Annotated in this window: 15 protein-coding genes; 11 read left to right on the top strand and 4 right to left on the bottom strand. The window is 67.1% G+C overall.

Translation table 11 applies throughout. The annotated features are described in order from the left end of the window. Positions 1 to 125 precede the first annotated feature (125 nt). From ACY3GB_RS11470 to ACY3GB_RS11505, 8 genes are all read left to right on the top strand, one after another. Positions 126 to 566, top strand: a complete 441-nt coding sequence (locus tag ACY3GB_RS11470) for a lysozyme (RefSeq protein ID WP_463088852.1) — start codon at positions 126 to 128, stop codon at positions 564 to 566. A gap of 89 nt (positions 567 to 655) precedes the next feature. After that, complete coding sequence (locus ACY3GB_RS11475) at positions 656 to 859, top strand: hypothetical protein (protein ID WP_463088853.1); 204 nt, start codon at positions 656 to 658, stop codon at positions 857 to 859. After that, positions 852 to 1,454 carry a hypothetical protein gene (locus ACY3GB_RS11480; RefSeq protein ID WP_463088854.1) on the top strand — a complete coding sequence of 201 codons (603 nt, stop codon included), beginning with the start codon at positions 852 to 854 and terminating at the stop codon, positions 1,452 to 1,454. Before ACY3GB_RS11475 ends, ACY3GB_RS11480 begins: the two co-directional genes overlap by 8 nt. A gap of 78 nt (positions 1,455 to 1,532) precedes the next feature. Further along, positions 1,533 to 1,856 (top strand): RebB family R body protein, encoded by a 324-nt coding sequence (locus tag ACY3GB_RS11485; protein WP_463088855.1) that lies wholly within the window; start codon positions 1,533 to 1,535, stop codon positions 1,854 to 1,856. A gap of 43 nt (positions 1,857 to 1,899) precedes the next feature. Continuing rightward, the gene (locus ACY3GB_RS11490; protein WP_463088856.1) at positions 1,900 to 2,220 is read left to right on the top strand and encodes a RebB family R body protein; all 321 of its coding nucleotides are present in this window, start codon (positions 1,900 to 1,902) and stop codon (positions 2,218 to 2,220) included. A 32-nt stretch (positions 2,221 to 2,252) separates the two neighbouring features. Beyond that, complete coding sequence (locus ACY3GB_RS11495; RefSeq protein ID WP_463088857.1) at positions 2,253 to 2,576, top strand: RebB family R body protein; 324 nt, start codon at positions 2,253 to 2,255, stop codon at positions 2,574 to 2,576. Between the two features lie 25 nt (positions 2,577 to 2,601). After that, a complete protein-coding gene (locus ACY3GB_RS11500; RefSeq protein ID WP_463088858.1) occupies positions 2,602 to 2,922 on the top strand; it encodes a RebB family R body protein in 321 nt (106 codons plus the stop codon). Between the two features lie 32 nt (positions 2,923 to 2,954). After that, positions 2,955 to 3,281 carry a RebB family R body protein gene (locus tag ACY3GB_RS11505; protein ID WP_463088859.1) on the top strand — a complete coding sequence of 109 codons (327 nt, stop codon included), beginning with the start codon at positions 2,955 to 2,957 and terminating at the stop codon, positions 3,279 to 3,281. Between the two features lie 59 nt (positions 3,282 to 3,340). Here ACY3GB_RS11505 and ACY3GB_RS11510 read toward each other — a convergent pair whose 3' ends face one another. Then, positions 3,341 to 4,207 carry a LysR family transcriptional regulator gene (locus ACY3GB_RS11510; RefSeq protein WP_463088860.1) on the bottom strand — a complete coding sequence of 289 codons (867 nt, stop codon included), beginning with the start codon at positions 4,205 to 4,207 and terminating at the stop codon, positions 3,341 to 3,343. A gap of 121 nt (positions 4,208 to 4,328) precedes the next feature. Here ACY3GB_RS11510 and ACY3GB_RS11515 point away from each other — a divergent pair, with 121 nt between their 5' ends. Further along, positions 4,329 to 5,708, top strand: a complete 1,380-nt coding sequence (locus ACY3GB_RS11515) for an MFS transporter (RefSeq protein WP_463088861.1) — start codon at positions 4,329 to 4,331, stop codon at positions 5,706 to 5,708. Positions 5,709 to 5,926: 218 nt separating this feature from the next. Continuing rightward, entirely contained in the window at positions 5,927 to 6,883 is a 957-nt protein-coding gene (locus ACY3GB_RS11520) for a LysR family transcriptional regulator (RefSeq protein WP_463088862.1), read from the top strand. Here the strand turns inward: ACY3GB_RS11520 and ACY3GB_RS11525 are convergent. After that, on the bottom strand, positions 6,844 to 7,761 hold the full coding sequence (locus ACY3GB_RS11525) for a LysR family transcriptional regulator (protein ID WP_463088863.1): 918 nt from the start codon (positions 7,759 to 7,761) through the stop codon (positions 6,844 to 6,846). The two genes, ACY3GB_RS11520 and ACY3GB_RS11525, sit on opposite strands and share 40 nt — an antisense overlap. 133 nt (positions 7,762 to 7,894) lie before the next feature. Here ACY3GB_RS11525 and ACY3GB_RS11530 point away from each other — a divergent pair, with 133 nt between their 5' ends. Then, entirely contained in the window at positions 7,895 to 8,533 is a 639-nt protein-coding gene (locus ACY3GB_RS11530) for an NAD(P)-dependent oxidoreductase (RefSeq protein WP_463088864.1), read from the top strand. 18 nt (positions 8,534 to 8,551) lie between these two features. Here ACY3GB_RS11530 and ACY3GB_RS11535 read toward each other — a convergent pair whose 3' ends face one another. Further along, a complete protein-coding gene (locus tag ACY3GB_RS11535) occupies positions 8,552 to 8,956 on the bottom strand; it encodes a DUF4440 domain-containing protein (RefSeq protein ID WP_463088865.1) in 405 nt (134 codons plus the stop codon). Beyond that, complete coding sequence (locus ACY3GB_RS11540; protein WP_463088866.1) at positions 8,953 to 10,374, bottom strand: MFS transporter; 1,422 nt, start codon at positions 10,372 to 10,374, stop codon at positions 8,953 to 8,955. The genes ACY3GB_RS11535 and ACY3GB_RS11540 overlap by 4 nt, the downstream gene beginning before the upstream one ends. Positions 10,375 to 10,492: the final 118 nt, after the last annotated feature.

The raw sequence follows: 10,492 nt of genomic DNA on the forward strand, positions 1-10,492 counted from the left end.
GGAGATGTTGCAGCAGACGCTGAGCGAGCTGACGCCGGCGCTGGCGCAAAACCTGCAGCAATGGCTGGCGCCGCCCGAGGACGCGCCCGCCGCCTGAATTCCTCAACCGAAATGGAGAAACCGCCATGAAAACCAACCCAGCCGGCATCAGCCTGATCAAACAGTTCGAGGGCGTCCGCCTCATCGCCTACCAGGACATGGTTGGAGTCTGGACCATAGGCTACGGCCACACCGGTCCGGACGTGAGAGCCGGCATGACCATCACCCAGCAACAGGCAGACCAGTTGCTGGCCGCGGATCTGCAAACATTCGAAACCGGCGTCGGCAAAGCCGTGACCGTGCCGCTGAACGAAAACCAGTTTTCCGCGCTGGTCAGCTTCAGCTACAACCTGGGGCTGGGAAATCTGCGCAGTTCCACGCTGCTGCGCCTGCTGAACAAGGGCGACTACGCGGGCACCGCCGCGCAGTTTCCGCGCTGGGATCGGGCCGGCGGCCAGGTCGTGGCGGGCCTGCTGCGCCGCCGCCAAGCCGAACAGGCGCTGTTTCTGACGCCCGCCCCCTGCTGAGCTTCACAAGCCGCCTCTCCCCCCGTCCTGACAACAGCCCCCCGGCTCTGCCGCGGGCTGTTTTCGCATTCAATCTCCGGAGATACGCCATGCAAGACGAACTGAGCAATCTGCACGCCCATGTTTCCCAACTGCTGAGCCAGCACCTGAGCGACTGGGCCGGCGAACTGATGAACGGCGCGGCGGGACAGGACGACAGCCGCCGCCTTACCAAGCTGCGAGCGCTGCTGGCCACCCGCGATGCGCTGGCGCCGCTGCTGGGCGGCGAACAGCAGGATGCCAGTCATGGCTGAGACGCCGCTGAATCCCGCCCTGCGCCAGGTGGCGGAACAATACCTGGGCCGTTCCCTGCAACCTGAGGAAGAGCAGACGCTGGCAACCTTCCAGCAAAAGCTGCAAAACACCCCACAACCTCCGCAAAACGCGATTCAGCAAGCCCGCCAGCAGACACAGCAGGCCATCGCCCAGGGCCAGAGCCGCGCCGGCGCCAGCGTGCGGGACATCCTGGCCTCCATCCAGGCCAGTTCCAGCCAGGCGCTGCAGGTTCAGGAGGCCGAAGAGCAGGCGATTCTCAAGCTGCTGGAAGGCACGCAGGACCTGGCCGAGCTGCGCCCAGCCGCGCTGCAGCCGGCGATGGCAAGCCTGCAGCCGGGCAGCCAGCTGGCGCTCGGCCAGATCGCAGAGCATCTGTCCAACCTGGCTCGCCAGGAAGTGGAGAAGTGCTTCAACCAGTACTTCGGTCCACTATCCGCGCAACTGCAGGAGGTGGTGCGGAAGCTGCAAGCCCAGGAGGCCGCCGCCCAGATGGAGGCCGCGCAAAGCTCCACCGAGGCGGCCGCGGCGGAAAACGGCGTTCACAGCGACGATGCCGCGCCGTCCAAGCAGTAGCACCCGGACATGGCGTCCGCGCCGGTCGCCATGTCCGACGGTGCCCCTGTCAAACACACCGCATTCAAGGAGCCAAGCATGTCCTTCCCGACCACCGTCAACGACCAGATCACCGACGCCGTCACCCAGGCCAACGTCAAGGTGCTGGCCGAATCGCCGGCCATGGCGATGGGTTCGCTGTTCCAGACCCTGTCCCACTCCACCGGCATCCTGTTCCAGAACGCCGTATCGGCCCAGCAGCAGCAAAACACGCTGGCGCAGGCATCCGCCAATATGGGCGTGATGCAGATCTACAGCATGGACACCATGGCCGACGCCGCCGCCACCGAAAAAGTCAGCCAAGGCGGCATCGCCGACAACCTAAGCAGCCTGATGACCGTGCTGCAGTCGTTCCGCCGCTAAGCGCCGCCATTCTTTCCGCATTCCCCCTTGATTGGAGACACCCATGTCTTTCCCGACCACCGTAAACGATCAGATCACCGATGCCGTCACCCAGGCCAACGTCAAAGTGCTGGCCGAAGCCCCCGCCATGGCGATGGGTTCGATCTACCAGAGCATGGCCCACTCCACCGGCATCCTGTTTCAGAACGCCGTCTCGGCCCAGCAGCAGCAGAACACGCTGGCCCAGGCCGCCGCCAATATGGGCGTGATGCAGATCTACAGCATGGACACCATGGCCGGCGCCGCCGGCACCGAGAAAGTGGCCCAGGGCGGCATCGCCGACAACCTGACCAGCCTGCTCACCGTGCTGCAGTCGTTCCGCTGATTCTTACCTCATCCAGAGATCGGAGCTAGAAAATGGCTTACAACACCGCTGTAAACAGTCAGATCACCGATGCCGTCACCCAAGCCAACGTCAAAGTCCTGGCCGAAGCGCCCGCCATGGCGATGGGCTCGCTGTTCCAGACCGCGGCCCACTCCACCGGCATCCTGTTCGAAAACGCCACCTCGGCCCAGCAGCAGCAGAACACGCTGTCCCAGGCCGCCGCCAATATGGGCGTGATGCAGATCTACAGCGTCGACACCATGGCCGACGCCGCCGGCACTGAGAAAGTGTCCCAGGCCGGCATCGCCGATAACCTGAGCAGCCTGATGACCGTGCTGCAATCGTTCCGTCGCTGAGCGCGAGCCGACCGGAGACTAAGACATGGCTTACACCGCCGTAAACGATCAGATCACCGACGCCGTCACCCAGACCAACGTCAAGGTGCTGGCCGAAGCTCCCGCCATGGCAATGGGTTCGCTGTTCCAGACCATGGCCCATTCCACCGGCATCCTGTTCGAAAACGCCACCTCGGCCCAGCAGCAGCAGAACACGCTGTCCCAGGCCGCCGCCAACACCGGCGTGATGCAGATCTACAGCGTAGACACCATGGCCGACGCCGCCGCCACCGAAAAGGTGTCGCAAGGCGGCGTGGCGGACAACCTGTCCAGCCTGATGACCGTGTTGCAATCGTTCCAGCGCTGATTTTCCACACTCCATAAAGCAGGAGGCATTCAATGGCATTTCCGACCACCGTCAACAACCAGATCACCGACGCCGTCACCCAGGCCAACGTCAAGGTGCTGGCCGAAGCCCCCGCCATGGCGATGGGCTCGATCTACCAGAGCATGGCCCACTCCACCAGCATCCTGTTCCAGAATGCCGTCTCGGCCCAGCAGCAGCAGAACACGCTGGCCCAGGCCGCCGCCAATATGGGCGTGATGCAGATCTACAGCATGAACACCATGGCCGGCGCCGCCGCCACGGAAAAGGTGGCGCAAGGCGGCGTCGCCGACAATCTGACCAGCCTGCTCACGGTCCTGCAAAGCTTCCAGAACCGCTGAGCGCCGGCTTCACCCTGCCCTAGCACTTTGCCCCGCCCGCGGGGCTTTTTTTGCCGGTTTCAACTTTGGGCAAACACCGCTGCGATCGCCTCCACCGCCGTCCTCACCCGCGCCACCTGCTGCAGGTCCGGATGCAATACCAGCCACATGTCGACCGGATCTACCCGATCCGGCCACACTCGCTCCAGCCCGGCGTCCTGATCGGCGATGAAGCAGGACAGCATGGCGATGCCCATGCCCGCCAGCGCCGCCTGCCGCAGGGTCAGCTGCGAATTGGCCTGCAGCGCGATGCGGGCCTGGTCCACGCTTTCGCCGCACAGCCGCTGCCAGTGGCGCGGCACGGTGTCGCGCGGGAACATCAGCAGCTCGTGGCCGGCGAAACCGTCGCCGGGCAGCGGCCGCCCGCGCCGCGCCAGGTAGTCCGGCGACGCGTACAGGCTCATGTCGATGGCCGCCAGCTTGCGCACCAGCACCTCGCCCTTGTCCGGCCGCAGGCTGCGGATGGCGAAATCCACCTCGCCGGCCGCCACGTCGCTAAGCGACAAGCCGGTCAGCAGCGTGAACTCCAGCTCAGGATGCCGCCGCGACAGCTCGGCCAGCGCCGGAATGACGAAGGCCTCGGCCACGGTGTCGGTGGCCGCGATGCGCACCGGCCCAGCCAGCTGGCGGTCGCTATGCGCGGCCTTGCGGCTGAAGGCGTCGGCGGCGGCTTCCATCCGCTCGGCGTCGGCCAGCAGCATCGCGCCGGACTCGCTCAGCTGGTAGCCCTGCGGCGTGCGCAGAAATAGCCGGCCGCCGATCTCGGCCTCGAAGGCCTGCAGCCGCCGGCCCACGGTGGCCTGGTCCACGCCCAGTTGCTGCGCGGCGGCGCGCAGCGTGCCCGCACGGGCGAGAGTCAGAAAATAACGGGCGTTATCCCAGTTCATGCTGCGCCTGTCTGCGATTGAATAGATGCGAAATTGCATCACCATTCATCATATTTGTCTATTTTTACGCATCCAATTCTCGCCTAGCATGGCCGGCATGTTTCTTCCGCAGACTTCATCCATGTCCTACTCCAAGCCAGTCCAGACCGGCCTGCCCACCCTGCTGGCGCTCAGCGCCGGCATGTTCATGGCGGTGCTGGACACCAATATCGTCAACCTGGCGCTGCCCGCCTTGCAGCGCAGCCTGGACGCCAGCCTCAGCCAACTCACCTGGATCGTGGACGCCTACGCGCTGGGCTTCGCCGGCCTGATGCTCAGCGCCGGCTGGCTGGCCGACCGCTTCGGCCCCAGGCGGATGCTGGCCTGGGGACTGGCCCTGTTCGTGCTGGCCTCGCTGCTGTGCGGACTAGCGCCCGGCGCGCAAGCGCTGATCCTCTTCCGGCTGCTGCAAGGCATGGCCGCGGCGTTGTTCATCCCCAGCTCGCTCGGCCTGCTGCGCCACGCCTTCCCGCATCCGGCCGAACGCGCGCGCGCCGTCGGCCTGTACGGCGGCCTGTCCGCCAGCGCCGCGGCGGCGGGCCCGGTGCTGGGCGGCCTTCTGCTGGGGCCGCTGGGCTGGCGCGGCGCTTTCCTGATCAATGTGCCCATCGGCCTCGCCGCCTTGCTGGCCATCCCCTTCGTGGTGCCGTTCCGGGCGGCGTCGCCGTCCCGCGGCGCGGACCTGCCGGGCCAGGCCGCCGGCATGCTGACGCTGTCGCTGGCCAGCTACGCGCTGATCGAGGGGCCGCGCCTGCAAACGCCCATCCTGCTCGCCCTGTTGCTGGCCGTCGCCGCCGGCGGCCGCCTGTTCTGGCGGCTGGAGCAAGCCAATCCGCAGGCGATGGTGCCCCCGGCGCTGTTCCGCCATCCGGCCTTCGCTGCCGCCAACGGGGTGGGCTTCGCCATCGGCGTCGCCTATTTCGGCAGCCTGCTGCTGCTCAGCCTCTATCTGCAGCAGGGGCTGGGCCTGGACGCGCTGCATGCCGGCCTGGCCATGCTGCCGCTGGCCGCCTGCCTGATCGCCGGCAACATCGCCGCCGGACGCCTGTTGCCGAGCTTGGGCGCCCGCCGCCAGATGCGCGGCGGCCTGCTGCTCTCCGCCGCCGGCTATCTGCTGCTGGCCCTCGCCGACGGCCATGCGCTGGCCTGGTCGCTGGTGGCCATGCTGCCGCTGGCGCTGGGCACCGCGCTCGCCATCGCGCCGATGACGGCCACGGTGCTGGAAAGCGCGCCGCCGCAGCTGTCCGGCACCGCGTCCGCCGTGCTTAACGCCATCCGCCAGACCGGCGCCCTGGTCGGCACCGCCGGCGCGGCGCTGGTGGTAGGCCACAGCGCCGACCCGCGCCAGGCGCTGCCGGTCGGCCTTGCATTGGCCGCGCTGGCGACCCTGGGCGCGGCCTGGGCGGCCAGCCGGATACCCGACCCGGCACAGGAGGCATCGCCGCTCGCGGCGACACGCTGACCGCGACGTCAAAACATTACTCGCCTCGCCTCCGCCTCCCAATGCCGGCGCCGGCTGAAACGGCAACTCAGGGCGATCTCGCGTTGAAACAACCACGGATATAAACGGTAGAGGTAACGCATCGCACGGCTCACTTTCTGAATGCTGTTGGGATGCGTGTTAGGATAGTTTTCGAATCCTTGCGAATAAACGCGCCATTTCGGAAAGATTGTCCTGATATGAAAACAATGCCCTCGCCTGACAACCTATTGGCCTTCGACGCGCTGGCGCGCGCCGGCAGCTTCACCGCCGCCGCCGATCTGCTGGATTGCCACAAAAGCCTGGTCAGCGCGCGGATCAAGGAGCTGGAACGGGAAATGGGCGCGGCGCTGGTGCTGCGCACCACCCGCAAGGTGGCGCTGACCGAGGCCGGCGAGCGGCTGCGCCCGCATGCGGCCAGGCTGCGGGAAACGCTGTCCCAGGCGCGGATGGCGGTGGACGAAACCCAGCAGGATATGACGGGCCCGCTGACCATCAGCACCACCTCGTCGCTGGCCCAGTATGTGCTGGGCCCGGTGCTGAGCGATCTCGCCGCGCTCTACCCGGCGCTGCAGCTGTCGTTGCAAGTGGATAACCGGCTGCAGGACCCGGTGGCGGACGTGCTGGACTTCTGCCTGCGCTCGGCGCGCTCCCACGCCATTCACGACGACAGGCTGGTGGCGCGGCTAGCCGGCTACGCCAGCGAGAATCTGTATGCGTCTCCCGACTATCTGGCGCGCCATCCGGCCATACGGCAACCCTCCGACCTGGCGGCTCACCGGCTGCTGGTGACGGAGTCGGAGCATCAGGGCGGCCTCAAGCTCTCATGCGGCGAGCAATTGCTGCATCAGCCGGTAGGCGTGCTGTTCTATCTGAACCACTATCCTCTGCAAACGCATCTGGCGCTGACCGGCCATGGCATCACCCTGCTGACCGACTACACGGCGAGCCAGTATCTGGAACGCGGCGAACTCGTCAGAGTGCTGCCGGAATGGCATTGCGATTATTGGCCGATTTATCTGGTCCATCCGTTCCGCTCGCCGCTGGCTCGCAAATACCAGACCTTCATCGATTTCGTCCTGCAAAGGGTAGCGGCGGCACTGCCGGAAAACCGGGCTCAAACCGGTAGCGAGGGCCGCGCCAGCATCACCCGGTAAAACTCGACGAAGGCGCGCGCCGCCGCCGGCGCGTGGCGGCCGGGCGGGAACACCGCGTAAACGCCGCCCTTGGGCAAAGTCCATTGCGGCAGCAAATGGACCAGCCGGCCCTGGCGCAGATCCTCCTGCACGCTGAACGAATCAAGCACCGACATCCCGGCCCCGGCCAGCAGCAGCGAACGCAGCGAGGCGGCGGAATCCACCTTGATCCGCGCGCGCATTCTCACCGTCTCCTCCTCGCCGCCCGCGCCGGAAAAACGCCAGGTCAGCGGCGTCTTCAGCAGCGTCAGCGCCACCCAGTCGTGCCCGGCCAGTTCGCCGGGATGCGCCGGCATGCCCCGCTCGCGCAGATAGGCCGGCGACGCCACCAACTGCTGGGCGAACTCCCCCAGCTTCAGCGCCCTGAGCGAGGAGTCGCGCAGCGTGCCCAGGCGGATCGCCAGGTCCATGCCCTCGGCCACCAGGTCCACCATGCGGTCGATCGCATGCAGCTCCAACTGCAGCCCGGGATGCCGGCGGATGAACTGGGTGGCCGCCGGCGCCACCGATTCCGCCATATGGCTGACCGGCGCGGTCAGCCGCAGCGTGCCGGTCAGCTCCGCCGAACCGTGGCCGGCCTGCAGCAGCGCGTCGCGCAAGGCCGCCAGCGCCGGCTGCGCGTCCAGATACAAGGCCTGGCCGGCCTCGGTCAGCTTCACCCGCCGCGTGGTGCGGGTGAACAGCGTCGCGCCCAGCTGCGCCTCCAGCCTGCCCACCTGCAGGCTGACGTTGGCCTTGGTCATTCCCAGCCGCTCCGCGGCGGCGGTGAAGCCGCCGGCCTCCGCCACCGCCACGAAGATCTGCAGCCCGTCCAGATTGCCCTCTACGCCTCGCGCCATATCAACTGTCAATTTTTTAATAACAATCAATTATGGTTTCAGCCGTTTATCGAATCAATCGAAAAGCGCATCATGCATTCCATCAGCGCTGCGACGCGGCGCCTCAACCCGATACCAAACCAGGAGTCTCACCATGAAAATCGCACTGATCGGCGCCAGCGGCTATGTCGGTTCCGCCCTGTTGAACGAAGCCCTGTCCCGCGGCCATCACGTCACCGCGCTGGTTTCCCGTCCGGAACGCATCGAAGCCCGCGCCAACCTGGCCGCCGCCAAGGTCGACGTGCAGGACAGCGCCCAGCTGGCCGAACAGCTGAAGGGCTTCGACGCCGTGCTCAGCGCCTTCAGCGGCCACGCCCAGGCCGAGCAGTTCGACTACTTCGTCAAGGGCATCCGCTCCATCATCGCCGCGGCCAAGGCCGCCCAGACGCCGCGCCTCTTGGTGGTCGGCGGCGCCGGCAGCCTGGAAGTGGCCCCCGGCGTGCAGCTGGTGGACACTCCGGAATTCCCGGAGCAATGGAAGGCCTCGGCGCTGGGCGCCCGCGAAGCGCTGAACCTGCTGCGCGCCGAAACCGAGCTGAACTGGACGCTGCTGAGCCCGTCGGCGATGCTGCAGCCGGGCCAGCGCACCGGCCAGTTCCGCCTGGGCAAGGACCAGCTGCTGGTCGACGCCGAAGGCAACAGCCACATCTCGGTGGAAGACTACGCCGTCGCCATGATCGACGAGCTGGAAAAAGGCGAACACCAGCGCAGCCGCTTCACCGTCGGCTACTGACAGGCCATCCCGGCGGCGTCACCAGCCGTCGCCGGTTTCCTGCAGATGGCGCCAGCGCCAGTTGGCGCCGTCGCGGCGCAGCACGGCCGTCGCGTGGCGGCCGTTGCCGCTGCCGTCGCCCAAGGCCTGCGTTTCGTAGTAGGCCACCGTCGCGGCGTCCTCGCCGCCCGCCAACAGCGCCATCCGCTCCAACTGGATTTCCAGCCCTGGCCGGCTGCCTGCCGCGCCCTGGAAAAAAGCCCGCAGTTCCTGCCAGTCCAGCCGCGCGCCGCTTGGCGCCACCATCTCGAAGTCGGCGTCGAAGCCCGCCATCAGCGCCGCCAGCGCTTCCTCGCTATGCGGCCCGTCGCCCAGCCAGCGCGCGATCTGCGCCAAAGTGTCGCGAACCTGCGCCCATACCGCCAATTCATCATTCTTCATCATGCTTCTCCCATTTGAGGACGATTCAATAAACGCAATACCTCCGCATTGCCTATCCGGCTGCCCAGCCACAAGGGCGGCAACATGGCCAAGGCGGCGGCCAGAAAACACAGATGGAAGGCCCGCACCGCCAACTGCCTCGCCGCGGGCGCCGCCGGATCGGCGATGCCTTGTCCGGAAAGCAACAGGTTCAGCAGCACGCAGGCCAACGCCATGCCGACGCAGAAGCTCACCTGGCGGTTGATGTTCCACAAGGCGCTGGCCTCGCCCATCCGCGCCGGCGCCACCTTCAGGAAGGCCGTACTCTGGCTGGCGCTGCTGCACAAGGTGCCGCCCAGGCCCATCAGCGCGTAGCTGCCGGCCAGCCAGGGCAGCTGCCCGGAGCGGTCTATCGCCAGCAAGCTCAGGAAACCGATGCCCTGCGCCAGCGCGCCGGCCATCAGCAGCGGCCTCGGCCCCAGGCGGCGATAGCCGCGCCCAGTCAGCGCGATCGCGGCGAACGCGCCCAGCGACCACGGCAGCATCAACAGCCCGGCGGCGGATGCCGACACGCCCAGCACCTGCTGCAGATACAGCATCGCCACCAGGCTGACGCCCATGAAAGCGCCCGGCACCAGCAGATACATCAGCATCGACATCCGCAGCAGCGGCTCGCGCAGCAATTCCAGCCGCAATATCGGCCGCGGATGCCGGCGGCTGTGCCGCGCGTAAGCCGCGCCCAGCGCCAGGCCCGCCGCCAGCAGCGCGCCGCCGCGCCCCCAGGTGGACGGTTGCGCCAGATCGCTGAGCCCCTGCAAGACAGACAGCAAGGTCAGGCTGCCCAACAGCAAGCCGCGCCAATCCAGGCCGGCGGCCGGCTCCGGCTCGCGCTCGTCCCGCAGCCACCACAACGCCAGTACCAGCGGCACGGCGGCCAGCGGCAGGTTGAGCCAGAAAATCCAGCGCCAGCCCAACGCGTCCAGCGCCAGCCCGCCCAGCGTCGGCGATAGGGCCGGCGCCAGCTGGCCCACCAGCAAGATCATTGCGGTCAGACCGGGCCGCTCCGCCGGCCGGTACAAGCGATAGGTCATGGTCTGGCCCAGCGGAATCAGCAAGCCGCCTCCCAGGCCTTGCAGCCCGCGCCAGGCGATCAGCGCGCCGAGCGAGCCGGCCTGCGCCGCGCCGGCCGAGCCCGCCATGAACAGCAGCAGCGAGGCGACGAACACCCGCTTGCCGCCCCAGCGCGCCGCCAGCCCGTTGCCCAGCGGGATCACCGCGGTCAGCCCCAGGATGTAGGCGGTGCCCACCCAGGCCAGCTCCGCCACGTCGCGCTGGAAAGTGCGGGCGATATCGGGAAAGGCGACATTGCCGACGAAAAGATTGGCCAGATCGATGAAAAACCCCAACAGGTACACCGCGGCCACGCGCTTGCGATACTCCATGCATCCAACCTCCTTGCTTGACGGAGGCCAGCTTAGTCCCGCCCGATCACCAGAAAAACCACCCACAATCGATTAAACTGTCAAAATCATTTTGACAATAAAGCCCACCCGGACATGA

The sequence above is a fragment of the Chromobacterium sp. Ag138 genome, assembly GCF_055181315.1.

Bases quoted from the DNA above. Each gene is read 5' to 3' on its own strand.
- ACY3GB_RS11540 (WP_463088866.1), bottom strand. From the start codon at position 10,374: ATGGAGTATCGCAAGCGCGTGGCCGCGGTGTACCTGTTGGGGTTTTTC.
- ACY3GB_RS11535 (WP_463088865.1), bottom strand. From the start codon at position 8,956: ATGATGAAGAATGATGAATTGGCGGTATGGGCGCAGGTTCGCGACACT.
- ACY3GB_RS11470 (WP_463088852.1), top strand. From the start codon at position 126: ATGAAAACCAACCCAGCCGGCATCAGCCTGATCAAACAGTTCGAGGGC.
- ACY3GB_RS11510 (WP_463088860.1), bottom strand. From the start codon at position 4,207: ATGAACTGGGATAACGCCCGTTATTTTCTGACTCTCGCCCGTGCGGGC.
- ACY3GB_RS11475 (WP_463088853.1), top strand. From the start codon at position 656: ATGCAAGACGAACTGAGCAATCTGCACGCCCATGTTTCCCAACTGCTG.
- ACY3GB_RS11530 (WP_463088864.1), top strand. From the start codon at position 7,895: ATGAAAATCGCACTGATCGGCGCCAGCGGCTATGTCGGTTCCGCCCTG.
- ACY3GB_RS11505 (WP_463088859.1), top strand. From the start codon at position 2,955: ATGGCATTTCCGACCACCGTCAACAACCAGATCACCGACGCCGTCACC.
- ACY3GB_RS11525 (WP_463088863.1), bottom strand. From the start codon at position 7,761: ATGGCGCGAGGCGTAGAGGGCAATCTGGACGGGCTGCAGATCTTCGTG.
- ACY3GB_RS11500 (WP_463088858.1), top strand. From the start codon at position 2,602: ATGGCTTACACCGCCGTAAACGATCAGATCACCGACGCCGTCACCCAG.
- ACY3GB_RS11480 (WP_463088854.1), top strand. From the start codon at position 852: ATGGCTGAGACGCCGCTGAATCCCGCCCTGCGCCAGGTGGCGGAACAA.
- ACY3GB_RS11515 (WP_463088861.1), top strand. From the start codon at position 4,329: ATGTCCTACTCCAAGCCAGTCCAGACCGGCCTGCCCACCCTGCTGGCG.
- ACY3GB_RS11495 (WP_463088857.1), top strand. From the start codon at position 2,253: ATGGCTTACAACACCGCTGTAAACAGTCAGATCACCGATGCCGTCACC.
- ACY3GB_RS11485 (WP_463088855.1), top strand. From the start codon at position 1,533: ATGTCCTTCCCGACCACCGTCAACGACCAGATCACCGACGCCGTCACC.
- ACY3GB_RS11520 (WP_463088862.1), top strand. From the start codon at position 5,927: ATGAAAACAATGCCCTCGCCTGACAACCTATTGGCCTTCGACGCGCTG.
- ACY3GB_RS11490 (WP_463088856.1), top strand. From the start codon at position 1,900: ATGTCTTTCCCGACCACCGTAAACGATCAGATCACCGATGCCGTCACC.